This is a genomic window from Chengkuizengella axinellae, from assembly GCF_030730905.1.
In the GTDB taxonomy this organism is placed as follows: Bacteria; Bacillota; Bacilli; order Paenibacillales; family KCTC-33759; genus Chengkuizengella; species Chengkuizengella axinellae.
Genome location: NZ_JAVAMP010000005.1, coordinates 136127 through 162481 on the forward strand (window position 1 = coordinate 136127; position 26355 = coordinate 162481).

20 protein-coding genes are annotated in these 26355 nt (G+C 35.4%); 8 read left to right on the forward strand and 12 right to left on the reverse strand.

Annotated features, from left to right (window positions below; all coding sequences use genetic code 11):
- Positions 1-4: 4 nt before the first annotated feature.
- Genes Q5Y73_RS12800 through Q5Y73_RS12810 form a run of 3 tightly spaced genes read left to right on the forward strand, consistent with a single transcriptional unit; the run spans position 5 to position 3455 of the window.
- The gene (locus Q5Y73_RS12800; RefSeq protein ID WP_305992301.1) at positions 5-1534 is read left to right on the forward strand and encodes a xylulokinase; all 1530 of its coding nucleotides are present in this window, start codon (positions 5-7) and stop codon (positions 1532-1534) included.
- Positions 1535-1547: 13 nt separating this feature from the next.
- Complete coding sequence (locus tag Q5Y73_RS12805; protein ID WP_305992302.1) at positions 1548-2807, forward strand: MFS transporter; 1260 nt, start codon at positions 1548-1550, stop codon at positions 2805-2807.
- On the forward strand, positions 2808-3455 hold the full coding sequence (locus Q5Y73_RS12810; RefSeq protein WP_305992303.1) for a class II aldolase/adducin family protein: 648 nt from the start codon (positions 2808-2810) through the stop codon (positions 3453-3455).
- 124 nt (positions 3456-3579) lie between these two features.
- Here Q5Y73_RS12810 and Q5Y73_RS12815 read toward each other — a convergent pair whose 3' ends face one another.
- Positions 3580-3882 (reverse strand): hypothetical protein, encoded by a 303-nt coding sequence (locus Q5Y73_RS12815; protein ID WP_305992304.1) that lies wholly within the window; start codon positions 3880-3882, stop codon positions 3580-3582.
- Between the two features lie 188 nt (positions 3883-4070).
- Between Q5Y73_RS12815 and Q5Y73_RS12820 the strand changes: the two genes are divergently transcribed.
- The 3 genes from Q5Y73_RS12820 (at position 4071) to Q5Y73_RS12830 (ending at position 8422) form a co-directional block, all read left to right on the forward strand.
- On the forward strand, positions 4071-5087 hold the full coding sequence (locus tag Q5Y73_RS12820) for a TolB family protein (RefSeq protein WP_305992305.1): 1017 nt from the start codon (positions 4071-4073) through the stop codon (positions 5085-5087).
- A gap of 239 nt (positions 5088-5326) precedes the next feature.
- Complete coding sequence (locus Q5Y73_RS12825; RefSeq protein WP_305992306.1) at positions 5327-7717, forward strand: sensor histidine kinase; 2391 nt, start codon at positions 5327-5329, stop codon at positions 7715-7717.
- A gap of 42 nt (positions 7718-7759) precedes the next feature.
- Positions 7760-8422 (forward strand): response regulator transcription factor, encoded by a 663-nt coding sequence (locus tag Q5Y73_RS12830; protein ID WP_305992307.1) that lies wholly within the window; start codon positions 7760-7762, stop codon positions 8420-8422.
- Between the two features lie 83 nt (positions 8423-8505).
- Here the strand turns inward: Q5Y73_RS12830 and Q5Y73_RS12835 are convergent, their stop codons facing one another.
- The 11 genes from Q5Y73_RS12835 to Q5Y73_RS12885 form a co-directional block, all read right to left on the reverse strand.
- Positions 8506-9342 carry an inositol monophosphatase family protein gene (locus Q5Y73_RS12835; RefSeq protein WP_305992308.1) on the reverse strand — a complete coding sequence of 279 codons (837 nt, stop codon included), beginning with the start codon at positions 9340-9342 and terminating at the stop codon, positions 8506-8508.
- A gap of 90 nt (positions 9343-9432) precedes the next feature.
- On the reverse strand, positions 9433-10248 hold the full coding sequence (locus Q5Y73_RS12840) for a sulfite exporter TauE/SafE family protein (protein ID WP_305992309.1): 816 nt from the start codon (positions 10246-10248) through the stop codon (positions 9433-9435).
- Positions 10249-10379: 131 nt separating this feature from the next.
- Positions 10380-10790 (reverse strand): DUF350 domain-containing protein, encoded by a 411-nt coding sequence (locus Q5Y73_RS12845; RefSeq protein ID WP_305992310.1) that lies wholly within the window; start codon positions 10788-10790, stop codon positions 10380-10382.
- 105 nt (positions 10791-10895) lie between these two features.
- Positions 10896-11573, reverse strand: coding sequence for a PspA/IM30 family protein (locus Q5Y73_RS12850; protein ID WP_305992311.1), 678 nt, complete (start codon positions 11571-11573; stop codon positions 10896-10898).
- Positions 11574-11671: 98 nt separating this feature from the next.
- Positions 11672-13129 (reverse strand): flotillin lipid rafts scaffold protein FloT, encoded by a 1458-nt coding sequence (floT, locus tag Q5Y73_RS12855; RefSeq protein ID WP_371320204.1) that lies wholly within the window; start codon positions 13127-13129, stop codon positions 11672-11674.
- 95 nt (positions 13130-13224) lie between these two features.
- Positions 13225-13752 (reverse strand): NfeD family membrane protein, encoded by a 528-nt coding sequence (locus tag Q5Y73_RS12860; protein WP_305992312.1) that lies wholly within the window; start codon positions 13750-13752, stop codon positions 13225-13227.
- Between the two features lie 111 nt (positions 13753-13863).
- Positions 13864-15210, reverse strand: coding sequence for an alpha/beta hydrolase (locus Q5Y73_RS12865; protein ID WP_305992313.1), 1347 nt, complete (start codon positions 15208-15210; stop codon positions 13864-13866).
- Positions 15211-15379: 169 nt separating this feature from the next.
- Positions 15380-18658 (reverse strand): DEAD/DEAH box helicase, encoded by a 3279-nt coding sequence (locus Q5Y73_RS12870; protein WP_305992314.1) that lies wholly within the window; start codon positions 18656-18658, stop codon positions 15380-15382.
- 289 nt (positions 18659-18947) lie between these two features.
- Positions 18948-19271 carry a hypothetical protein gene (locus tag Q5Y73_RS12875; protein ID WP_305992315.1) on the reverse strand — a complete coding sequence of 108 codons (324 nt, stop codon included), beginning with the start codon at positions 19269-19271 and terminating at the stop codon, positions 18948-18950.
- Between the two features lie 32 nt (positions 19272-19303).
- On the reverse strand, positions 19304-20458 hold the full coding sequence (locus Q5Y73_RS12880) for a D-alanine--D-alanine ligase (protein ID WP_305992316.1): 1155 nt from the start codon (positions 20456-20458) through the stop codon (positions 19304-19306).
- Positions 20459-20575: 117 nt separating this feature from the next.
- Positions 20576-21595, reverse strand: coding sequence for an amidase domain-containing protein (locus Q5Y73_RS12885; RefSeq protein WP_305992317.1), 1020 nt, complete (start codon positions 21593-21595; stop codon positions 20576-20578).
- 185 nt (positions 21596-21780) lie between these two features.
- On the opposite strand from Q5Y73_RS12885, the gene acnA reads away from it, so the two are divergent.
- Positions 21781-24492 carry an aconitate hydratase AcnA gene (gene acnA, locus Q5Y73_RS12890; protein WP_305992318.1) on the forward strand — a complete coding sequence of 904 codons (2712 nt, stop codon included), beginning with the start codon at positions 21781-21783 and terminating at the stop codon, positions 24490-24492.
- A gap of 553 nt (positions 24493-25045) precedes the next feature.
- The gene (locus tag Q5Y73_RS12895; protein ID WP_305992319.1) at positions 25046-26338 is read left to right on the forward strand and encodes a homocysteine synthase; all 1293 of its coding nucleotides are present in this window, start codon (positions 25046-25048) and stop codon (positions 26336-26338) included.
- The last annotated feature ends 17 nt before the right edge of the window (positions 26339-26355 follow it).

The following is a 26355-nucleotide window of genomic DNA, read 5'->3' on the forward strand; positions in this document are numbered from 1 at the left end:
TTTTATGGGGAATCAATTTATCATTTCTCATGATGTAGGTACAAGTTCCAATAAAACCGTTTTAGTGAATACGAAGGGAAACATACTAGCTACAGCATCCGCTCCCTATCCTTTATTAACTCCTCATCCGAATTGGGTTGAGCAAAATCCCGAAGACTATTGGAGCGCAATCATAAAAACTACTAAAGAGGTAATGGAAAAATCACAAATCTCCCCAAAGGACATCATAGGCATTATCTATACAACGCAAGCGATGGGGGTTATTCCAATTGATCGTCAAGGTAATATACTGCGTCCCAATATTTCTTGGGTGGATGGTCGAGCTGAGAAACAAGCACAGAAAATTATGAACAAATTTTTGGGAGAACGATTATTTAAGGGAGTCGTTGGAACTACGCTCATGGGGAAGGATGTCATCCCTAAGCTACTCTGGGTGAAGGAAATGGAGCCTGAAATATACTCCAAAACAAATTACTTTTTGGATGTAAACGGTTACTTAAAGTTTAAATCTACAGGCATACCGATTATGGAATGGTCAGGTGCTTCCTCTTATGGTTTTAATTTAAAGAAAAAGGATTGGCTAAAAACGTTCTTCCAAATTTGTGGCATAGAAACCAATAAATTACCTCCACTTGTACGTTCCATTGATCAGGTAGGAGGATTAACAAAGGAAGCAGCTCAGGATATGAATTTACTTGAAGGTACTCCTGTATTTGGAGGCTGTGATGATGTACAAAGTGCCGCGGTAGGTGCTGATGCCATTGGAGAAGGTGAAGCACATATTTACCTGGGGACTTCCGCATGGGTTTGTGTTTCAACATCGAAGAATTTAAAGTTTAAAAATGGAGCCGCAGTCATTCAGAGTGCAGATCCTAATATGAATCAAGTGGTTGGAATCACTGAAGCAGCCGGCTCTTGTATTCAATGGATTGCGGATCAGTTTTACAAACATGAAAAACAGGATAAATCCATTAATAACGTATTTGAATTAATGGATGCTCATGTAAAGGAAATTCCTCCGGGGTCAGACTATTTGATTTGCACACCATGGATGTTAGGTGAACGATGTCCTGTGAGCACTACTACAACAAGAGCCACTCTATTCAACATTAGTCTTGAGCATACGAGGGAGCATATGATGCGAGCCGTTTATGAAGGTGTCTCCTACAACATAAGCTGGATACTAGAAAACTTTAAAAAAGATTATGGCTTTGAGGTTTCTACTCTAAAGTTGATTGGAGGCGGTTCTCTTGATGAGCAATGGATGCAGATTTTAGCAGACGTCACTCAAAAACCAGTTAATACAGTTGCAGATCCACAAATGGCAGGTGCTGTTGGCTCCGCGATATGTGCTGCCATTGGCCTTGGGATATATGATGATTTCAGCTGTACAAAGGAACTCATCAAAACTGACAAACACTACGAGCCAAATCAAAAAAATGCAAAAATTTATAGTGAACTGCTTACTTCTTATAAATCGATTTATTACTCTTTAAATAAATCCTATGCACAAATAAACGCATCGCGTTTTTAACAAGGAGGAAAATATGATTAAAACCTCTGTTTCACCATATCGTTGGATTGTCCTTTTGTGCTTGCTGCCTATACTTGCCACAACAAACTTGTTCTGGCTGACATTTGCTCCTATTACAGGTCTAGCTGAAAACTATTATGATGTTTCTAGTCTCAGCATCGCTTTCCTGTCTATGAGTTTTATGATCGTATATATTTTGATGGTACTACCTGCATCGTGGATGATTGATACGTATGGATTTCGAGTTGCGGTAGGTTTCGGAGCAATCATCACCGCAGGATTTGGTATTGTGAGAGGATTATGGGGGGATCATTTTACGATTGTAGTCATCGCTCAAATAGGTGTAGCCGTTGGTCAACCCTTCTTAATGAACTCTATTACAAAGGTTGCAGCAAGATGGTTTCCAGTAGACGAAAGGGCTACAGCTTCAGGAATCGCTATGATGGCTGGTTCTGTCGGTATGATTCTTGCATTGATACTCACCCCAATTCTGGTAGAACAATACGGCATAAAACAAATGCTTAATCTTTACGGAATGATTGCGCTAGGTTCCACATTGTTATTTTTAATCTTTGCTAAGGAACGACCAAAAATTTCACTGGTTTCCAATGAGACAGAAGAACAGTCCTTCTCTTTTAGAGGTTTAAAAGAAATGATGACAAAGAAAAACTTCCTTATGCTCATGATATGTGTGTTTATCGTACTAGGAATCTTTAATGCCATTATGACCTGGATAGAGAGTATTTTAAGTCCTAGAGGAATTTCAGCTTCAGATGCAGGTTTAGTAGGAGGACTGTTAGTCATATTCGGTTTGCTCGGCTCTGTTATTTTGCCGTTGATTTCAGATCGTGTCCATAAAAGAAGACTCTTGTTAATCATTCCACTCACTGCTTCTATCCCAGGCTTTATGGGTATCACTCTATTTACTGAATTCAGCTTGATCTTAGTTTCAGCTGCAATCATTGGATTTTTTGTTATGGGAGCTGGTCCCATTGCTTTTCAATACGGTGCAGAAATTGCCTATCCGGTACCAGAGGGCAGTTCATTTGGAATGCTGATGTTAACGGGTCAAATTTCAGGAGTTTTATTCGTATATATGATGGATTTGTGGAAGATGGACTCAACAGGATCATTCACACCATCCTTAATTATTCTTATTCTGTTTATGATATTAGCCATATATGTAGCTACAAAATTAAAAGAATCAACAATGATTCAGAGCAGTTCATCCAACACTAGCTTAAATTCAACTACTTTTAAAGGAGGAGTTTAATTGAATATTCAAGAAGCAAAACATATTGTTTGTGATGCTGGTAAAAAGCTGTTAGCAATAGGACTTGTTGAAGGAACTTGGGGAAATATTAGCGTAAAAGTAGATGACAATACAATGGTGATCACTCCTAGCGGTAAAAAGTATGAAAATCAAACACCAGAGGATATGGTTGTTGTCAACATTCATGATTTAAGCTATGAAGGAGATTTGAAACCTTCTTCCGAGCGTGGATTACACGCTGAAATTTACAAACAGCGAAAAAAAATTAATGCGGTTGTTCATAATCATTCCACCCACGCTTGTACTGTGGCTGCTGCACGCAAGGATATCCCTCCAATTATGGATGATATGGTGCAAATTGTTGGACCTAGCATTCGCGTTGCTGAATATGCTATCTCTGGCACAAAAAAATTAACTAAAAATGTAGTAAAAGCTTTAAAAGGAAGAAATGGAGCCTTGCTTGCCAATCATGGAGCCGTTTGTATTGGAAGGGATCTTGAAGAAGCCTTTGTAACTTGTCAGGTTTTAGAAAAAGCATGCAAAATCTTTATTGATGTTCAAAGCATCGGTGGTGGAGTCTCAATTAACAAAGTAGAAGCTTTAGCCATGCATCAGTATTATTTAAAAAAATACTCTAAACAAGCGTAATGCAACTTCAATTTTAGATGCAATATAAAATATTTAACTTTCAGTGGGAGTTTTATTATTTCCCACTGAAAGTAGATGACCTTGTCAGTTATCATTAAACCGGCTAATTCATCTATGTGATGAATTAAATCAATTTAAATCGTTGAAGGTGCTCCACCCAACCTTCTTTCTGCAAAATTTCCTTCTGTTTCACACCAATCAGATCATAGTGAGGGTACTTATCTCGGTAATGAATGTATTTGGGATTCACTCCGTGCTGCTTACACCAATTAGAAAGCTTTTCTATGTCATTGCATCCAACTTTAGTTACTGTTTTAATATTAGGATACCTGGGATCAAACCAATAGTGTGTCAAATATGCAATTTCTCCATTAGATACTTTCTCTTTCCACTCTGTCAGTTCTTTTTTCGTAATTCCAAAGGCCACGATTTTCCATCCTATCTAAGGTTAAGATTATTTATTATTAACCATACAACATTTTTTCTTATTTACAAAAAATTCACAACGCCGCAAACAAGTTTTCGGATTTCATCACATCGTTTTTCGTGGAGGACCTATCTTACCTCATGTTAGATTATAAACATATCATGATATGTTTATAGGGGGGGATTTTTATGAAAAAGTTATTTATGATTTTAACTACATTGATCACTTTAATAACACTATTAGTTTCTTGTTCTAGTGAATCAACGAATTCATATTCTAATGATTCTAAAGAAACTGTAACACCCACTGAAGGTATAGAGGAAAATACATCTGAAGCAGAAGAAACGGATGTCGATGCTAATACTACCTCTACTGATGAATCAAAATCATCATATGAAAATGAAAAAGAAGACATGATATCTCCAAAGTCTTTTGAAAGAGGTGTTATTTCTTCGGGCAGTAATGAATGGGCGTTTACATTTAATCCTGATGCTACTAAGATGTACATACAACGAGGTGCAGCAGGAAGATCTACTCTGTATGAATCTATTTTTTCTGATGGAATATGGAGTTCAGCTGAATTATTTACTTTTCCAAACCCCGATGAAATAGATTTTGAAAGATATGTGGATCCATTCATTTCACCAGATGGGCAAAAATTTTTCTTCGTATCTGAGGGAGAAACGATGGGCGCTACTGATCTTTGGGTTTCAGAAATGATAGATGGTAAATGGGGGATTCCTTATACTATAGAAATTGTAAATTCCCCGCGTGCTGAATGGCTTCCATCTGTATCAACTAACGGAAACCTATATTTTGGATCTAACCGTCGTGGATCACAAGGTATTGATATTTATGTATCCAAGTTTGAGAATGGTGAATATAAAGAACCTGAATTAATGGGAGCTGAAATTAACACTCCTAATTATGAAGAATCTCCTTTTATTGCTCCTGATGAAAGTTATCTTATATTTACCAGAAATGCAAGCGAAGCTGGATTCTATATCAGTTACAATACTAATGGATCATGGTCGGAAGCCGAGCAGATAAAATTTAAAGAAGGAAATCAAGGATTAGAGAGCGGCTCTAGGTATAGATTTAGTCCGTATATAACTCCAGATAAACAATATTTCTACTATAGTAATGGTGGTGATATAAAGTATATTGAAGTCGATGCTTTAAATATAAATATAAATATAAATTAGTTCTATTGTTTATATTCATTTCATAAAAGAAATATATTTTCAAAAATTTTAAAAATTGGAGTCAACCTCCATTCTCAGTTTAAGTATCTTCACTTAAAGGTTCGAGAGTAGAGGAGGCTCCTTTTTATATAAACTTAAACTCTTTTAACAGTATGGAAGGTTAATATTATTTTTGCTATGATCATAATAGAGGAAATTTTTCACTTCATTAATATGGAAAGTGGTAAGGAGAGAGAGTAATGAAAACTATAAATAAAAAAGACTTCATCTTGTTATTTATGATCCTTACATTAGCCGTATATTTCTTTTGTATTTCTTTCAAATATACATATATAGGAATATATGCTGAACCAAATCAAAATGGTGACTGGACTGTAAGCAGGGTTTTAAATGCGGTCTCCTGGGCTTCATCAAATCAAATTAAACCTGGAGATTCAATACAAGAAATAAATGGAGAAGATCCATCACATTTTAATAGACTTATCAAATTTGGAAAAATAGAAATAGTGGATAACCTTATTATAAAACAACAAAATGGTATGGAAGTTGTATACGAATCGCCCCCATACAATAAATCTCAAATCATGTATGCAATAATCCCTATGTTTGTATTTATAGTCATTTTGCTCATAAGTATATTCATCTATCGTAAACATGGCATTAAATCAGAGATCAAATTGCTTATCGCTTTTTCTTTGATGTTTGCTTTAACTTACGTCACGACAGGAGCCTCTACTAGAGACAATGCTTTAGGAGAGCTAGTTATCTCATTCTCTTATCCCATTTTACCTGTGCTTTTGTTGCATTATTTATATCGATATTTTTTGAATAGAGGAGAAAAATTCATCCCGATTTGGACCATCATTAGTGGTTATATTATTGTAGCAATACATGTATTCATTGTGGCAACATTTTTGACGACTTCTATATTTAATGCTCAAACGTTCGAAAACATAATTATCAATTCTTACACAAGTTTTTTCACTTTGTATTCCCTCTTCATTTTCGTTATTATGGGAAATCAATTTTTTAAAGGAAACCCTTTACATCGCCCTGTTTATAAAATAATTATGTTGGGTCAGGTTATTGCTTTCTTCCCATTTATTTTTTTCATTGGTATTCCTGATATTCTGTTTGGCATCTATCTCATCCCATATCATTTTGCACTTATGTTTGCTGTCTTTATGCCAATCATGTATCTTTATTTACTATCGTCCAATCAACTGCTAGATATAGATTATATAATCAAAAGAATACGTTATTATTGTATCTTAGCATTTATTCCTTCATTAATGATCATGGTCTTTCATCACTTTATTTGGAATCCAGATCGTTTGGAGATTGTAAAAGGGTTTGAAACCTTTGCACTGATTTACATTGGAATTGTGCTCTTTTTATATATGAAAGAAAATCTAGACTATCGATTAAGTGCCTTATGGTTTAAAGAAAAACACCGCTTTCAAGATAGTCTTCATCATATTACACAGCACATGTCTAAAATCATGAATACCTCTGAATTAGAAGATGTAATGATAAAAAACATTCAGTTAGTCTTACCGGTTGGCTCTGTTATCCTTTTTAAAAAACCTCTAAAAGAAAAATGCTCTATCATAAAAAAACAAGGCTCATTACCCAATGATAGTATTATGGATCAGATTAACAATACTGCAAATCATACTTCCGTAGGTCAATTCATTAAAATCGATTCAGGCATTTGTTTTTTGTATGGCACCACCACAGACAATCATCAACAAATCATATGGGTGGATAATAAATTAAATCATACGAGATTCAATCGTGACGAAATGTCTTGGTTAAAAACGTTATTAAGTTATGTTTCCATAGTATATCAAAACCTACAATTGATTGATGACTTTGTTGGAAATTTAGAACATAATATATCTCAGGATAAACAAAGACCTGCATGGTTATTAAGACTTCTATTTTCGATTTCAGAAAAAGAACGTCGTCGTTTAAGCTCCGATTTGCATGATTCCGCATTGCAAGACCAAATTGTTTTGTATCGTCAGTTAGAACAAATGATGAAAGAACCTAGAATACCTAAACACGTTCAAGGTGAAATGGAGCATATTAGTTTTGGACTGATTGATGTGATCGAACAAATAAGAGAAACCTGCAATGAATTACGACCACCCTTTCTTAAAGAAATAGGAATCGTTGAAGCGATTAACAATTTGTTATATCGATTGAGATTACGGATGAATTATTCTGTTGAATTATATGCTATGGACTTTCAAGCTGAACTCGATGATGATCAGGTGATCACGTTATATCGAATCGTTCAAGAACTGCTTCAAAATGCTAATAAACATGCAAAAGCTACCCAAATCAATCTACATCTCTCAAGTAAAGAAGATACCATTCATTTTACATACACAGATAACGGAATTGGGATGGACCTTCAAAAGCTTGAATTTTCCTTTACACATATGGGATTATGGGGTATACAAGAAAGAGTTGCTAGTTTAGAAGGAACGATTAAGTTTCACTCTACTCCTGATGAAGGCTTTCGTATTGATATCTCTATACCTGTAAAAAGCTCTCTTAATATACAAAAACAATTAATTTCTCGTGGAGGCAACACAAATGTCCAAAATTATTCACTGTAAAGCAAATCACAAATGAAATGATCTATCTTGGAGGGAAGGTAAATGATTAAAGTTTTGTTAGTGGATGATCATCCATCCGTTGGAGAGGGGACTAAAAATAGATTAGAGCAAGAAGATGATTTTAGCGTCACTGTAGTAGAACTTGGAACGGACGCATTACAATTAATAGAGGATGGAGCAAAGTTTGATATTATGTTATTTGATTTAAATATGCCTGTCATCAATGGATTGGAATTAACCAGAAGGGTATTGAATATTAATTCTGATGCGATGATCTTAATTTATACTGGATATGATATTGCCCCCAATTTTAACATATTAGTAGAAACAGGTGTTAGTGGGTTTATCAGTAAGGCAAGCCCATTAAGTCATTTGGTCAATTCGATTCGTTATGCGTTAAGAGGAGAGTGTGTGATTCCAACAAACCTGCTTAGACAACTAAGAAGACGTGACATGAGTGTGACAGATGAAAAAAGCGGAAAAACATTAGAGTTAACTTCAATTAACGAAAAGGAGCAATGTATTCTACAAGAAGTGGCCAAAGGAAAAAGCAATAAAGAAATTGCTAAAATCCTCTATATGAGCCAAAGAAATGTTGAATATAATTTAACGCGTATTTTTGAAAAATTAAAAGTGCGTTCTCGCTCAGAAGCTGTGATAAAAGCAAGGAAACACGGACTCATTCACAATTCCGATTTTATATGAACAAAAACAAAAAAAGCCTTAACTCGATGTTTTAATTACAATCACCGATTTAAGAACTTTTTCTAAACTTTTAATCCAATCGCTTAAAATCCAGTAGCGTGTGCTCCAGCCAATTCCTCTTGCAATGAATTATGAATAAGTCCATTGGAAGCCATCACATTACGCACACATAAATTATATGGATTCCCTTTAGTATCTGTTACGGTCCCGCCTGATTCCTTTATTAATAAAGCACCTGCTGCTATATCCCATGCATTTAATTCTAATTCCCAAAACCCACTCATCCGACCTGCTGCTACATAAGCCAAATGAAGAGCAGCTGAACCTGTTGTTCTAATATTTCGAACCTTTGAAGACAACACCTGTATTCCTTTTAAATTTGTTGTTAATGCATTTTCTTGAACTGGAAATCCCGTGCCTATCAAACTATTCGAAAGCTCACTCTCTTTAGATACTCCTATTTTACGACCTCTTAAATAAGCCCCTTTTCCTTTTTCTGCAACAAACATTTCATCATGCACTGGATCATATACCACACCTAATATGACCTCTCCATGATGAGCCAATGCAATGGAGACAGAATAAAATGGAAAACCGTGCACAAAATTTGTCGTACCATCTATAGGATCAACTATCCATACGTATTCGGCATCCTGTATAGAATCAACTGCTCTCACAGAGGCTTCTGGTCCAACTTCTACCCCCTCTTCACCCAAAAAAGAGTGATCAGGAAAATAGGTTTGAAGCAGATTTCGTATCATCGTTTCACAGCCTTTATCCACTTCTGTCACTAGGTCATGGGAGGATAGTTTTGTTTTTAGTTTTGAATGCTTGCCACATCGGCTTTTAATCCATTCGCCTGCTTTGGAGGCTGTGTTTATTGCAACCGCTGTATAATTTTTCCTGCCAACTGTGTACATTGAACACCACTCTTTTCTTGTAAATAATCAATAAGGATAAATGTTATTCGATACAAATGAATTATATTCAATGATTGCTAATCCTAATCTTTAAGCAATCCCTTCTATAATTAAACGCAATGAAATTAAAAACAAGATGACAAGCAAAAGATTCAGTAATATTTTACTGCTCAATCGTCCTGCGATCCAAGCACCTAACCATCCACCAAATAATGCCCCTGGAGCTAATGCCATCAAACTAAACCAATGGATTTCTCCTAAATATATATGTGTTGCACTTCCTATAATGGAGGACAATAAGATGACAAACATAGATGTTGCAGTAGCAACATGCGGAGGAAATGAAAACAATAACACCATTACTGGGACAAATAAGGAACCCCCGCCTATCCCGAACAATCCAGAAACCAAACCAACAGCGAAACCTACTGCTAAAGCCGGTAAAATATTATAACCGTATGTAAAGTTTTCTCCAGTTGGATCTACATACGATTTTTGAATTTTCCATTGGATCGAAAGAGGCTTTATATATTTTTTTACAATTAATAATAGTGCCATCAGAAAAATAAAAATTCCAAAGGCCAACTGAAAAGAATTACCTTGAAAAGAACTGGTTAATGAAGCGCCTAACATTGCAGCAGGACCACTTGTTACAAAAAATAACAAACCGCTTTTAAAATCTACTCTGCCTTGCTTAAAAAAGGTAAAGGTAGAAGATGCTGCAGTAAAAATCAACACTGTCAAAGACGTACCTACTGCTACTGAACTGGACATTTCTTGTTCTAACAATAACGGAGTTAAGTAAATCAATGCTGGGACAATGAATACTCCACCACCTAAACCAACTAAACTCCCAAATACTGCAGATACAATTCCTATACAGAGTATGATTAAAAAACTGATCATGAAACTTCCTGCCTTTTTATATTTCATTATACCTTATTTTACCTGCTAATACCCAGCAACACCCTTTTCAAAGCGCTTTCATTAAAAATAAAAATAATAGTCGAAAAAAGGAAGATTTCCTTTTTATATAATTAAGTAATACTAGCCCCAATTACAAATGAAGTGCCCGCTGAAATTAATATAGAAAGCAGACCAACTGCACGATTATCCTTTTCAATTTCTTTATCTACATTAAATTTAGGGGTCATAAATTCAAAAATAAAATAAGCAATTAATAATAATATAAATCCAAATGCTCCCCATTGAATGGCTTGCCATAATGTATCATTATGCTCAATTGAAAAACGAAAAATATTAGCTACTCCAAATATTTTCCCACCTGTTGCCATTGCAACCGACAAATTTCCTTTTTTGATTTGCTCCCAATTATTATATCTAGTCACTAGTTCAAATATAGTCAAACTAATTAAAATGGATATAATGACAACGATATAAAACAAAACCGTAGAAAGGTATTGATTTTCTATAATGAAATCAAACAAATACGTTCACTTCCCTCTATATGGTTCAACCACCGTTATATACTATTAACGGTGGTTATCATTTACTATACTATATTATTAAATTTTAAGGGAATTTTCCACAAATTATTCAGATTTGTTTTTAGCAGCTAACTGTGCTTTCATTGCAGCTAATTCATCATCTACATCATCACTACCTAATGCATCAAGCTCATTATCTAATGAACGTGAGGAGTTCTTCAAATCTTCACTAGCTTCAGCTTCTGCTTCCATTTGCAGTACTTTTTCGTTCATACGCTCGAATCCTTTAGCACCTGTGTCTTTCCCAAAACCAGACATCGTTTGATTGATTTTCTTTTGAGCTTTTGCTGATTCTGCACGTGCTACAAGGGTATCCTTGCGGTTCTTCATCTTATTAAATTCTTCTTTCATATCCTCTAATTGCTTACGTAAGGAGTCTGCATTGGACTTAGCATTGTCATATTGCGTTTTGAAATCATCTAATTTCTCTTGGTGTTCTTTTTTATCCTGCAAAGCACGACGAGCTAAATCTTCATTCCCACTTTCTAGAGCTTTCATAGCTTGTTGACCACGTTTGTCAACCATTTCCTGTGCTTCTTCATACTTATGTTTTAATTTCTTCTCTACTGCAATTTGTTTAGCGACTGCAATTTCAGCCTCCGCAATATCATCTTCCATATCTCTCAAATATTGATTCAACATTTTAATTGGATCTTCAGCTTTATCGATAAGATCATTAACTGCAGCTGCGGAAATGTCTCTAATTCTCTTAAAAATACTCATATTATTAAAATCCTCCTTATATATCTGTATAACCTTTTTCAGTGGATAATATCCTACTTTATACTCTATAATACGATCATCTTTATGGTTGGTTTCAATTATTTTTTGCTAGTTAAATTTTTCATTAATTCTTGAACATCAATGCCAGATACATCCTTCACCATTTCAGGCGCAGTTGCCATTAAAGAAGTGACATAATTGCTTACACGTGCAGCACCTTCACCATTTCCAGTATCTACAACGGTTAATTTATCAATACCTTGCAGTGGCTCTGCAACCTTGCCTGCCAATTCAGGAAGCATTTTAACGATGATATCCAATACTGCCGCCTCACCAAACTTTTCAAATGCTTCTGCTAGTTTCTCTTTTGCTTCTGCTTCTGCAAGACCTTGCATACGTATAACTTCAGCTGCTGCTGTACCTTGTGCTCTCTCGGCATCGGCAATTGCAACACCATCTAAACGTTTTTTCTCTGCACTTGCTTTTGCTTCTGCTTCAATTTTATATTGCAATGCATCTGCTTCGCGTAACTTTTTCGCTTTATCCGCTTCCGCTGCCTGTTCTACTGCGTAACGATCCGCATCCGCTTTTTTCTTCACTTCCGCATCATATTGCTTTTCTCTTCTCAAAATCTCTTTTTCTTCTATATCGATAGCTCTCTCTTTTTTTACGATTTCAACCTTCATTTCTTCCTCAACAACCTGCTGTCTTGATTTTGCTTCTTGAATGTTATAGGACTGGTCTGCTTCTGCTTTGGCCATATCCTGTTCTTTTTTAAATTCAGCCACTTTTAACTCTTTATCTTTTGATGCTTCTGCTACATTTGTATCTCTTAGAAGTTCCGCTTTTTGACCTTCTTCATCTGCTTGTGCTTTTTGAATTCTGGAATCACGGACCGCATCTGCTTCAGCAATTTCTGCATCTCTTTTTACCGCTGCGATTCTCGGTTTACCTAATGCATCTAAGTATCCATGCTGATCTCTTAAATCTTTAATCGTAAAGGAAACAATGCTTAATCCCATCTTTTTCAGATCACGTGCTGCCACCCCTTGCACCTCTTGTGCAAATCGATCACGGTTTTTATATACTTCCTCTACCGTCATTGTACCTAAAATTGCACGTAAATGTCCTTCTAGAACTTCCTGTGCTTCCGATTGTAGATCCTCTTTGGATTTACCCATAAATTGCTCTGCGGCTGTTGCTATATCTTCCACTGAGCTACCGATCTTAATAATCGCCACACCATCCGCCATGACTGGAACCCCTTGTTCAGTGTATACTTCTGGAGTTGAAACATCTAATTTGTGTGACATTAAGGAAAGAAAGTCTGACTTTTGGAAAATTGGGAGAATGAACGCCCCTCCACCACGTACAATTTTAATCTTTCTTCCAGATTCATCTGTTATCGTATTTCCACTTCCTAGCATAGATCCTGTCACAACCATTGCTTCATCCGAACTTACTGTTTTATACCTCGCCCAAAATGCTAATCCTAATAAAATGATTACACCAATTACAATAACGGGAATAACTAAATATTCTGGTATTGTACCCATAATAAAATCCTCCTCTAAAATAATTATCGTGCTTATAAATTGTTGGTAAGAGTCCCGAATATACTCAAAATATCTTTATATTGATTGAGTATCGTTTATGAATCAAAACTTGAGACATAAAGGGTGCTGTCCTTTACTTCTATAACGACAACCTTTGTACCTTCATTGATGACTTCACCATCATAACTTGAAGCAATTTCATTGATTTGACTCGCACCGATCTTGATTAGAACCTCTCCATATCCTTTCTGTGGAATGGTAACTGTTACTTCTCCTATTTTCCCAACATAATCTTGAATAGAATGGGAAATAGAATTTTCTGCATTTTTCATAGGTTTAACATAAAGGAAGTATACCAATATGGACATCAGTATCGCAGCACATATTGATAAAATAATAATAACTGTCATATGTAGGGATGTATATTGTGTAAGTAAAATTCCCGATCCTCCAAATATCGTCAAACCACCAACAATTGTAACTGGCTCAAGAAAATCTAAACCATCCACAGATAAAAAATCAAACACACCATCCATAAAACTACCAATAATATCTCCAAAAACAACAGTAACTAGTGTAAATAAAACACCAAATACGAAACAGCCCCAGAATATCTCAATCATTTTAATTCACCCCTTTCTAGATGTATTATGTGTTGTAAAAGTTAATACTAGTAATACGTAACATTTGTCATAAAAGTTTCAAATTTTTTTCAATTTTTCTTGTTATATACTCTATTTCAAACCTGTAAAATCTAAAATAATATATTCGTCTGTCTGTTCTTTGATCTCAACAAAACCAGTTTTTAGAATTTTATCAATCGCTTCATCCACTAGATCTTTTGTTAAATATTCATCATTAATTTCTGAGTAAACGATCTTAGTATTATCCTCTTCATATTGAGGAACATGATTTCTTAAATATTTGGTTAAATCTTCTTTTAGTTTTTGATAATCTACTTCAATTTGTTGTTCTATATTTTTATATTTGACATTGACTAATAAATTTTCTCCTGAATGAAATGTTACATACCCCTTTTGGTCCACATCCCCATCCTTCTCATTTTCAACAGAATAAGACGCTAGTTGTCTTGCTGAAAAAACCATCCCATTATCTAATGTAATGATCGGATTGATCTCAACAAGGCTTTCATTTAAATAATTGTGATAAATACCATTTGTTAAGAAAGAGACATTTATATCTAGTTTCACTGCACTTTTTGCTTCTTTTCCCTTAAAGAGTATCAATGCGGATTTTACTCTCTTCTCCCAAGCACTTAAAGTATGGGCTGCTCCATTATCTAACATGTAAAATAAATCTTCTCCATATGTAAAACCTTTATCAATTAATATATCAATCATTGGTGCTTCGTACGTTTCCCCTACATCCCCCATATCAAACCAAATTTTTATATCTGGTTTTTCTGAAGTACTCACTTCGTCATAAATGGCTCTATTATTCACCCAATATGAAGGAGAAAGTGCGCCTACCATAGAGAAAGTTCCTGAATAATTATAACCTAACCATAAGGCATTAAGTCCTCCGAATGAAGCTCCCATAATAGCCCTATTCTCACGGTTTGGAATTGTGCGATAATGCTCATCGATGTATGGGATAATCGTATTTACAAAAAATTCAGCGTAAACTTTTGCATATGTTCCATCTGTATTTTGATGAACAGTTTCATTATATGGTACATATTCCCTATCTCTTTGAATTTCACCTCCATGATAAACCGCAACAACAATCATTTCTTCAATCAACTCATCTTCAGTTAATTCCTTTATTGTTTTATCTAATTTCCATGAAGAACCCATACTTGAAAAAACACTCTGACCATCATGCATGTAAACTACTGGGTACCTCTGAGCTGACGTATCATAAGAAGGTGGCAATAATATTTCTATCTTTTTACCTTCCACTTCCTCTAATACAATATTATTCAAGGCGGGTTTCTCTTTGATGGCTTCCGACTCTTTTTCTAATTCCATCTCATTCACAACTTCATGATTTGTTGGACTACATCCTACGAAAGCGAGCAATAACACAAGAAATATCATAAGTATTGTTATTTGTTTCATTAGATAAAACCTCTCTTTCATTATACACTCATTTGTAAAAATATAACTTTTAATACGTTACAACTTTATTAAAAGTTTCAAAAAAAAAAACAGAATACCTAGATTGGTTTTCTGTTTTTTGAACTAATAATTAATTTAATCTAAAATAATGAATAATGTATTAAAATGCTTACAAACTCAAAATCTCTTTAATTTCATCCTCAGACAATCCAGAAAGCATCGTTTCTCCTGGTTGGATCACTTTTTCAATTAATTCCTTTTTCTTTTGTTGGAGCTCTACGATTTTCTCTTCAATTGTACCTTGAGTAATCAGACGATTCACTTGAACGACATTTTTCTGACCAATACGGTAAGCACGATCTACAGCTTGTTCATCCACAGCTGGGTTCCACCATAAATCATACAAAATTACAGTATCTGCTCCGGTAAGGTTTAAACCCGTTCCCCCTGCTTTTAAAGACACAAGGAATATTTCCTTTTCTCCTTGATTAAATCGCTCCGTCATTTTAATTCTTTCTAGTTTATCTGTCTGTCCGTCTAAATAAAAATAATCAATCTCTCTTTGGTTCAGTTCCTCACGAATAATTTTTAACATGCTCGTAAATTGAGAGAAGATAAGAATTCGGTGTCCCCCATCAAGCCCTTCATTCACAATTTCTAATAACTGCTCTAGCTTACCAGATGATCCATCATAATTGTCTATAAACAAACTTGGGTGACAACATAGCTGTCTTAACCTAGTGATACCAGCTAATATTTTCATCCTATTTTGCTGCAATTCTCCCTTGCGCAATGCTTCTCTGGTTTCCTGCTGAATTTTGTCTAAATATCCAAGATATAATTTTTTCTGGTCTGATGTCAGCTCCGATACTTGAAGCGTTTCGATTTTATCAGGAAGTTCTTTTAATACGTCCTTTTTCATTCGTCGCAAAATAAAAGGCTTCACCATTCGTGATATCTTTTCATGAGACATTTGTGTAAAAGCTTGTTTCCCATGAAAAAGCCCGGGTAAAATCACTTGAAAAATGGACCATAATTCATCCAAAGAGTTTTCAATCGGTGTTCCACTAAGGGCAAACCGTCTCCCTGCTCTTAATCTTCTTACAGCTTGAGATGTCTGTGTTTGAATATTTTTAATATTTTGTGCTTCATCTAAAATCAATGTACGAAAATTGCGTTTTTGATACATTTCAATATCCCTTCTGATGAGAGGATAAGATGTAACCACTACATCCACGTCAGACAAATCGTCCAACATATTTGAACGCGATTGTTTATCTCCGGCCACAACTGCTACATTCAAATTTGGTGCAAACCTTTGGAACTCATTTTTCCAGTTATAAATTAAGGAAGCAGGAGATACAATCAGTGTAGGTTCTGAAATTTCTTTATCATTTTCTTTGTCAGACAAAATATATGAGATACTTTGTATTGTTTTACCAAGACCCATATCATCAGCCAAAATACCACCAAAATGATAATGTTCAAGCATTTTTAACCATTGAAAACCAAAAACTTGATAGTCACGCAACGTATCTTTCAAACTTTCGGGTGGATCAAACTCCAAGTTGTCAGGATGTTTGATATGATCTAAGAGCTGTCTAAAATGCCGACCTATCTTAACCGTTGATTTATTTTGATGAATGATCTCTTCCATTTGTAATCCACGTACAGCATCAGTTTGAATCGTCAAACCGTTAATATCTGTTTTTTTCAACTCGAGCTCATCAAATAACTGACGAATCCCTTTAAAATCCTCATGTTCTAAAGAAATAAAGCTGCCGTCAGTTAAACGAACATATTTCTTCTTTTCCACTACCGACTGTAAAATTTGAGAAACCTCTTCACTTTCAATCCCATCCATTTCAAAACGCACTTCAAATAAATTCGTCGATGGATTAATCTCCATATTTGTTTTTGGTACAAAATTTTCATGAGGCAGCATCTCTTTTGCAGCCGTTGTAATATAAATATCAGCTACTTTTTCTAGTTTAGGTAAATCCTCATACAAAAAATGGAACATGTCGTACTCATCATCAATATATAATTTCTCACCATTCCATTTGAAAGGTGTACTTTCAACAAGGGACATAACAGCATTTTCTTTTTCCACATTTCTCATTAAAATAAGATTCTGCTCTTTATTTGTGATATTCCTCTGCAATGGATCAATCACTATGTCCCCATAATGATATTCTAATGATGAGGATAAAGACTCGTTTTCTTTATCCACTTTCAATTTCACCTTTAACGGGGGATCAATAATTTGATCTGAAATATTCTCTGCAATTTCTACTTTCCCTATTTTATTCAAGTTAGGTACGACATTTGAAATAACACCTTCAATTTGTTCACTATTAATTAGCAATTGGGACTGTAAACGAAATTCTTTTTTTAAATCCAACAGCATTTGAAACTGAGTTTTTGTCACTCTATAAAAGGTTCCATCTTGAAAGACATAACCATATGATTCAAGAAAAACAGCAGAATCAAATCCATTTAGCTTTAACAAAAAATCCGAGGTATGGAATCTATCTAATTGAAAATCAAAAGAAGGCACTTCATCTTCCAATTTTATTTCTACATATTTGTCCCATCCGTTTTCTACGTTAGTATTTCTATTTACCAATTTACTTAATAGTTGGTCTGATCGGTGTGGAGGAATTCTAAGATATCGATCTCGATTCGAAGCATTTATTGCATATGAATATGCAGATACTTCTCCATAAAACTGTTCATTTCCCAATATTTCTTCTAATATACTCATGATTTCTAAATCTTCATCTGAAAATCGAAACTCACTTGGGTCATATGTAAATTTCTTTGTAAAAATGTGGGGGTTATTATGTGACACACAAGACAAAAACTCTTCCATATTACGAATGATGTACAAATGATTGAATCCAACTTTCATTTCCAAAGCAAGCAAATGACCAGAATCAATAGAGTCTATGATGTTGCAAGTATATTCAACTCTTAATAATTCTCTTTCACTTTGGTTTTGCTGTTCATTTTTTATATGGTACTTTTCAAAAAGTTGGATCATGCGATCTGTTGTAACTTGATCTTTTTTTGGAATGGAAGGGATAATATCCGTCTGAGCTCCTATACGTTTTTGCTCATAATGTTTTAGCAATTGACCACTGCTTTCCAGTTCGTTGATCTTTAACAAGGTAGCTATGATATGCTTGCAATATTGATAGAATCCTTCATGTGCCGGACACTCACATTGAACGTGTAAATCTCTTGAGTTTTCATCCATTTGAATACGAACATTATATTTATGAGTACCTTCAACAATTGCTTCACACAACGATTCTCTGATAATGAAGTTTAATTTTTTTACATATCCGTTCTTCCAGTAAGAATACCCCCGATTAAATACGGTTATATCGTCCGAAAGCGATCTAATATCCTCTTCTGTTAAACCAAATATAATACCATTCATTTAAAATATCATCCTAATTAAATATTTTTAATTACCATACGATTTTGCGTTCAGTTATATAATTCCTATTCTTTCCATTCTAATGGTCTAAAAACCTCACTGCAAGGATATATTCTTTTTTAATAAGGAAAAATGACGGTTTTATTTCTAATAGTTAAATGTGAAATACAAAAATAGAGGAATTCTTTAGCCTTACTCCACTGACTTTCGCTGTATTTTGATTGCCACAAGCGAAATAAGGCTATTTCCCCTCTATTTTTCATCACGCTCTCATGCTGTAAGATATCCTTTATTTTGACTCGTTATCCTTAAAAAACATTTCATAGGCTAGATTTGTTTGAACCTTTGCCTCTTCTTCTGTTAATTTACGAACTAAATCCATTTCTACCTTAGTTACCTCTTCACCCTGGAATGTTATTTCCGCAATCGAAGCTGTAATTTTAACAATTGCTACTGCTTCATTATTAGGTGTATATGCAATTGCTTTTTGCCCTGTTGGATACACTCGAAACCCTTTTTTGACCATTGCTGTTTTTCCATATTCCAATAAGTCATGCAGCTCTTGTTCTGATTTAAATTTACAGACTGAATTAAATTCTGATTGAAACCCCATATCTATATCTCCTCTCAAAAACCGATACCCAATTACTCTGCATCAAATCCATACTGTAGGTTTTGTTTTTCATTATATCGAAGTATAGCCAATTCAATCAAACGATCTAGTAGTTCCTGATAAGACACACCCGTATGTTTCCACAATAACGGAAACATGCTGTATGGCGTAAAACCTGGCATTGTATTGATTTCATTGATAAAAATACTACCATCCGTTTTATCTATAAAAAAGTCAACACGTGACAACCCTGTACCTTCAATTGCTTGAAATGCCTTCATCGCTAATTTTTGAATATATTCCGCTGTCTCTGCCTCTACTTCCGCAGGGATGGTCATGACGGATTCCCCATCCACATATTTTGCCTTGTAGTCATAAAAATCATTAGAAGAAACGATTTCTCCAACTACAGAAACCTCTGGCTCTTCATTCCCTAACACTCCCACTTCAATTTCTCGAGCTTCAATAAATTCTTCTATGATTACCTTATGATCATATTTAAAAGCTTCTCCAATGGCTTCAATTAATTCCTCTCTATCATTTGCTTTGGAAATACCAACACTTGATCCTAAATTAGCTGGTTTTACAAAACATGGATATCCAATCGCAACCTCTGTATCCATCAAATAATACGACTGGTCCTTTTTCCATTGGTGTTTAGTGAAATAACGATAAATACACTGAGGTAATCCTTCATGGGCAAAGATTTTTTTCATTATGGTCTTATCCATTCCCATTGCTGAGGATAGCACACCTGCACCTACATAAGGTGTATTTGCCATTTCAAGCAACCCTTGAATGGTTCCGTCCTCCCCATTTGTACCGTGCAGTAAAGGGAAAATAACATCTACATCACCAGTTATCTTAGAGTTTTCTTCAGAGTTAAAATCAAATATCTGAAGCTGCTGCGGCATTGTTGGTGAAGGAAGCGATGATATTCGTGCTTGTTCTGATTGTTTCTTTGTTTCAGATTTATCCGTTTTCAACAAAAGTTGTGTTTTTGTTTCTACAGGAGCATCTAAATAAGGACCTTTTCTCCAGCTGCCTGTTTTCGTTATATATATTGGTAAAACATCATATTTTGAAAAATCAAATGACTGAAGAACTGCAAATGCTGTTTGCAAGGAAACCTCGTGTTCTCCAGATTTCCCTCCATAAATTAATCCCACTCTGATTTTATCCCCCATAGTCATCCTCCATGTTAATTTAGTCTTTTCGTTGTTAAATAAATGATTTCACCTGATAAGGTCATCTAACTTTCAGCGAGAGTTATAAAACTCTCACTGAAAGCAATTTTCTCTTTATTAGAGCGTATCGTAAATGTGACAAAAGCTGTATTTTGTTTTATTAGACCATGCATATGAATCTTTATAATCCCAATATCGATGTTTGCTGTTTACCGTCCGTGCATTTACAAGTGGCTGACCTTTGTCGTCTTTTCCTGTCACAATCGCACTATGTTGAAATTTTGAATCTCCATCCCAGTCATAAAAAATAACGTCACCAACCTGCAATTGTTCTGGATCTTCAACAGTTTCGGCACGAAGTCCGCTAGATTTAGATAATAAGTAATTTTTCAGACATTGCGACACTGTCCAGCTAAAGCTCCACCCATCTTGTTCACGATCTGAATGGTACCACCATCCTGATGTTCTATTCTTAGTATAATTCATAGAAGCCCCGCCTGCATAGATGCATTGTGAAACAAAGTTTGTGCAATCATCATTAAATGCACGAAAATCAGGATTTGGTTTTTCCCACCATGCATCGGCATAGGATTTCACCTTTAAACGCTGATAGCGATAGCTTTTCTTTGAAGAAGCTCTATTTAATAGTTGTTCATTCATATAAGGAGCAGACAAATTTTGAACTGAAAGGGAAAGAGGTTGAGCTTTAATATGAGGGTTGACAGTAGCTATAGGCGGATTTTTGCAGTACGTTCGCTCAGGAACAGGCTGTTCAACCCTTTGAATCAACCATTCTCCTTTTTCATTCTTAAGAATAATGCGCTGTTTTTCAATTCTCTCTTCTTCAAATCTCTTATGGTTTACCTCATATAAATAATATCGTTTAAGTTGAATCTCCACATCTTTTTGATTATATCCATTTTGGAATTTTAATATTTTCATTCTAGTTTCACTCTTCTTCAACTTCAGGTTTCTTTCTTGAGACCTTTCTTTGAAACGGGATAATCTTTTTCGTTGCATATCCTTGTATTGTTCGTCCAATAATAGAGGAAGTAACGAATCTATAGAGCAATGAACTTCAAATTGGTTAAGCATGCGTACATATTCGTTTAAAGTTTCTCTCCAATGTGAACTCATTTGCGTTCCCTCCATCATTCTGCTTTATGCTGGATACACCCAGCGCTGTAATATAATATGTTTTTATAGCTTATCACATGAAAAAAATCTTTACGTCTTGCTATTAAAACGCTATACTTAAATTAAGTTATTTTTGAAATTAGGTTTCACTATATGAAACAAGAAACATTGAAGGAGGAAATATCATGGCTAATAAAGATCAATTCAACGTTCGCTCGCAGCTAACGGTAGGAGATAAATCCTATACTTATTATTCTTTGCCTGATCTTGATAAAACAAATGGAGGAAATATTTCAAAGCTTCCATTTTCCATTAAAGTATTATTAGAAGCAGCTGTCCGTAAATTTGACGGTAGAGCGATTACAGAAGAACATGTAAAACAAATCGCAAGCTGGGCTGAAAACAAAGGGCAAAACAAACAAGAAATTCCGTTTGTTCCTGCAAGAATAGTTCTACAAGATTTCACAGGAGTTCCTGTTGTTGTAGATTTAGCAGCAATGCGTGACACAGTGGCAAAAGCAGGTGGAGATCCAGATAAAATCAATCCTCTTGCTCCTGTTGATTTAGTTATCGATCACTCTGTAATGATCGATCAATTCGGTTCTGAACATGCTTTGGAATACAATATGAATGTTGAATTTGAACGTAATGAGGAAAGATATCGTTTCTTGCGTTGGGCGCAAACAGCATTTGATAACTTCCGTGCAGTTCCACCAGCAACTGGGATTGTTCACCAAGTAAACCTTGAGTATTTGGCGTCTGTTGCTGCTACTAAAGACGTAAACGGTGAAACAGAAGTATTCCCTGATTCTTTAGTAGGGACAGATTCACATACAACTATGATCAACGGATTAGGTGTTGTAGGTTATGGTGTAGGAGGTATTGAAGCTGAAGCAGGTATGCTTGGACAGCCATTATACTCTGTAACTCCAGATGTTATTGGTTTTAAATTAACTGGAAGCTTAGCAGAAGGCGCTACAGCGACAGACCTTGCACTAACGATTACTGAAACACTTCGTAAAAAAGGTGTGGTTGGTAAATTTGTTGAATTCTATGGTGCTGGACTAAGCAACATCAGTTTAGCTGACCGTGCAACTGTAGCAAACATGGCTCCTGAGTATGGAGCAACGGTTGGTTTCTTCCCAGTAGATAATGAAACATTAAACTACTTAAGAGGTACTGGACGCAGTGAAGAGCAAATCGCACTAGTTGAACAATATTATAAAGCACAAGGGTTATTCCGTGCGGATGATACACCAGATCCAGTATTTACAGATACAATTGAATTAGATATATCTACTGTAGTTCCAAGTCTTTCTGGACCAAAACGTCCTCAAGACCGTGTAGAACTAACAGAAATGAAAGAAAAGTTCAATGAGGTTGTACGTAAGCCAATTGATCAAGGCGGTTTAGGAATTTCAGAAGACAAAATTACAGAATCTGTTGAGGTAAATCATCCAAATGGAGAAACTACTACATTAACTACTGGTTCTGTAGTTATTGCAGCGATTACTAGCTGTACAAATACTTCAAACCCAAGTGTTATGCTAGGTGCTGGATTACTAGCTAAAAAAGCCGTTGAAAAAGGTTTGAAAGTACCTGCTTATGTAAAAACAAGTTTAGCTCCAGGATCCCTAGTTGTAACAGAATATCTGAAAAAAGCAAACTTGCTTGACTCTTTGGAATCGCTTGGATTTTATGTGGCTGGGTACGGTTGTACGACTTGTATCGGAAACAGTGGTCCGCTTCCTGATGAAGTTTCCAAAGCGATTGCAGACAACGACTTAACAGTGTGTTCCGTATTGAGTGGGAACCGTAACTTTGAAGGGCGTGTTCATGCACAGGTTAAAGCAAACTATCTTGCTTCACCTCCATTGGTTGTTGCGTATGCTCTAGCAGGTACAACTGACATTGACTTAACTACAGAGCCAATTGGTTATGATGAAAATAATAATGCAGTATACCTAAAAGATATCTGGCCTTCTAATCAAGAAGTAATTGATACAGTAAACGCAGCAATGAGCCCAGAATTATTCCGTGATAAATATCAGGATGTTTTCCGTGCGAACAAACGTTGGAACGATATTCCTGTACCAGAAGGTAAATTGTATGAGTGGGATGAGAAATCTACTTATATTCAAAACCCACCATTCTTCGAAGGTTTAACTCCAGAGGTTGGAGACATCACAGATATTAAAGAAGCAAGAACGTTAGCACTTATGGGCGACTCTGTAACAACTGACCATATTTCCCCTGCTGGGAATATTGCAGTAGGAAGTCCTGCTGAAAAGTATTTAACAGATAACGGTGTTGAGCGTAAAGACTTCAACTCCTATGGTTCTCGTCGCGGTAATCATGAAGTGATGATGCGTGGTACATTTGCAAATATCCGTATCCGTAACCAACTAGCTCCAGGAACAGAAGGTGGAGTAACAACTTACTTGCCTACAAACGAAGTGGTGCCCATTTATGATGCTGCAATGAAATACAAAGATGCTGGTACTCCACTAGTTGTTTTTGCAGGAAAAGAATACGGTACTGGAAGCTCTCGTGACTGGGCAGCAAAAGGAAGCAACCTATTGGGTGTTCACGCAGTTGTAGCTGAAAGCTTTGAAAGAATCCATCGCAGCAACTTAGTAGGTATGGGGGTTTTACCACTTCAATTTGAAGAAGGTCAAAGCTGGAAATCTCTTGGTATTACAGGAAAAGAAACGTTCAACTTCGTTGGTTTGAACAATGATGTAAAACCAGGTCAAGCCATTAAAGTTGAAGCGACTCGTGAAGACGGTACAACATTTGAATTCAACACAATCAGCCGCTTAGACAGCATGGTTGACGTAGATTACTATCGTAACGGCGGAATTCTACAAACTGTACTTCGTCAATTGATGGACTAACATGTAAAATCCAATTTGAAAATTAAATCAGTATTATAGCAAACGTCCTAGAAGATTACATCAACTAGGGCGTTTTTTTACTTAAAACGTGAGGAGAAATGAAGATGTGTTTTAAATACATTCATTCATTTCTTATTTTTGAACAGAGGCTTCTTTTATTTACAAAAAACCAAGGTACTCTTAATCAAGTTCCTTGGTTTTTTGTATCGTTTCATTATGATCTTTCGCATTATCTAAATGAATAGCATAAACTGATGATGAAGATAACAACGCAAATATAACAATCATAATTTTGTTTTATATTCACATCTCTCAACTCTCAATATGAATAAATATATTATACTATTTTTCTTTTAAGCTATATTTCCATTCTACCATTCATTTAAAATATATATTTCAATTAAACTAAACCTCGAGATTCAGTAAATACTTCCTATTGAATATATATAATATATAGTTTAATATGTAACATGGGTTAGAAGATTTTGGTTTTACATGAATTTATTATACCATTTTTCATTGTGCGTTTATGGAAATTGAGGAGGAAAATTTTATGTCTGAGAAAAGAAAGTTAAGTTTGGAAACTTTATCAGTACATGCAGGTCAAGAGATTGATCCAACAACAATGTCGTCCGCTCTTCCCATTTATCAAACTGCTGCATATGGATTTAAGGACACAGAACATGCCGCAAATTTGTTTGCATTAAAAGAAGTTGGCAATATTTACACTCGTTTAACGAATCCAACTTCAGATGCATTTGAAAAAAGAGTAGCTGCTTTAGAAGGTGCTCCAGCAGCTCTGGCAACATCCTCTGGTTTATCTGCAGTCACTTACTCTCTCTTTAATATTGCTGGTGCTGGTGACGAAATTGTATCTGGTTCAAACTTATATGGTGGAACTTATAATTTGTTCTCAACCGCCTTACCTAGACTCGGGATAGACGTTAAATTAATTGACCCAATTGATCCAGAAAACTTCCGCAAAGCCATTACAGACAAAACTAAAGCACTATACGCAGAAGCTATTGGAAACCCTAAAGGGGATTTATTAGACATAGAAGCTGTTGCAAAAATTGCTCATGAAAACAATATCCCACTAATTGTTGATAATACAATTCCAAGTCCTTATTTGTTACGCCCAATTGAACATGGGGCAGATATCGTTGTTCATTCAGCTACTAAATTTATAGGTGGTCATGGAACTTCAATGGGTGGAATCATAGTGGATGGTGGTACTTTTGATTGGGAAGCTAGTGGAAAGTTCCCTGGATTAACTGAACCAGACCCAAGTTACAACGGTCTTAGATATACAGAGGCTGTAGGGTCTATCGCCTACATTGTTAAAGCACGTGCGCAATTAATGAGAGATATGGGGGCCTCCATTTCACCATTTAATTCTTTTTTACTTATGCAAGGTTTGGAAACGCTTCATTTACGAATGGAAAGGCATAGTGAAAATGCACTCAAGATTGCAAAGTTTTTAGAAAATCATGATATTGTAAAAAGCGTTAGTTACGCAGGGTTGGAAAGTCATCCTTCTTATCAGCTTGTAAAGAAGTATATGCCTAAGGGGCAAGGAGCTGTGATGGCTTTTGAAGTGAAGGGGGGATTGGAAGCAGGGAAAAAACTGATTGATTCCGTAGAAATATTCTCTCACTTAGCCAATATTGGAGATTGTAAATCTTTAATTATCCACCCTGCTAGTACGACTCATGCTCAATTGCAAGGAGATGATTTATTATCTGCAGGGGTAACTGCTGGCATGATTCGATTGTCAATAGGTACGGAATATATTGATGACTTAATCTATGATTTAGATCAGGCTTTAAATGCAAGTCAAAAATAATTGTGATGCTAGAACAA

Coding starts and splice junctions, on each gene's coding strand:
- Q5Y73_RS12800 (WP_305992301.1), top strand. CDS start 5: ATGGGGAATCAATTTATCATTTCTCATGATGTAGGTACAAGTTCCAAT.
- Q5Y73_RS12805 (WP_305992302.1), top strand. CDS start 1,548: ATGATTAAAACCTCTGTTTCACCATATCGTTGGATTGTCCTTTTGTGC.
- Q5Y73_RS12820 (WP_305992305.1), top strand. CDS start 4,071: ATGAAAAAGTTATTTATGATTTTAACTACATTGATCACTTTAATAACA.
- Q5Y73_RS12825 (WP_305992306.1), top strand. CDS start 5,327: ATGAAAACTATAAATAAAAAAGACTTCATCTTGTTATTTATGATCCTT.
- Q5Y73_RS12830 (WP_305992307.1), top strand. CDS start 7,760: ATGATTAAAGTTTTGTTAGTGGATGATCATCCATCCGTTGGAGAGGGG.
- Q5Y73_RS12835 (WP_305992308.1), bottom strand. CDS start 9,342: ATGTACACAGTTGGCAGGAAAAATTATACAGCGGTTGCAATAAACACA.
- Q5Y73_RS12840 (WP_305992309.1), bottom strand. CDS start 10,248: ATGATCAGTTTTTTAATCATACTCTGTATAGGAATTGTATCTGCAGTA.
- Q5Y73_RS12850 (WP_305992311.1), bottom strand. CDS start 11,573: ATGAGTATTTTTAAGAGAATTAGAGACATTTCCGCAGCTGCAGTTAAT.
- floT (WP_371320204.1), bottom strand. CDS start 13,129: ATGGGTACAATACCAGAATATTTAGTTATTCCCGTTATTGTAATTGGT.
- Q5Y73_RS12860 (WP_305992312.1), bottom strand. CDS start 13,752: ATGATTGAGATATTCTGGGGCTGTTTCGTATTTGGTGTTTTATTTACA.
- Q5Y73_RS12865 (WP_305992313.1), bottom strand. CDS start 15,210: ATGAAACAAATAACAATACTTATGATATTTCTTGTGTTATTGCTCGCT.
- Q5Y73_RS12870 (WP_305992314.1), bottom strand. CDS start 18,658: ATGAATGGTATTATATTTGGTTTAACAGAAGAGGATATTAGATCGCTT.
- Q5Y73_RS12875 (WP_305992315.1), bottom strand. CDS start 19,271: ATGGGGTTTCAATCAGAATTTAATTCAGTCTGTAAATTTAAATCAGAA.
- Q5Y73_RS12880 (WP_305992316.1), bottom strand. CDS start 20,458: ATGGGGGATAAAATCAGAGTGGGATTAATTTATGGAGGGAAATCTGGA.
- Q5Y73_RS12885 (WP_305992317.1), bottom strand. CDS start 21,595: ATGAGTTCACATTGGAGAGAAACTTTAAACGAATATGTACGCATGCTT.
- acnA (WP_305992318.1), top strand. CDS start 21,781: ATGGCTAATAAAGATCAATTCAACGTTCGCTCGCAGCTAACGGTAGGA.
- Q5Y73_RS12895 (WP_305992319.1), top strand. CDS start 25,046: ATGTCTGAGAAAAGAAAGTTAAGTTTGGAAACTTTATCAGTACATGCA.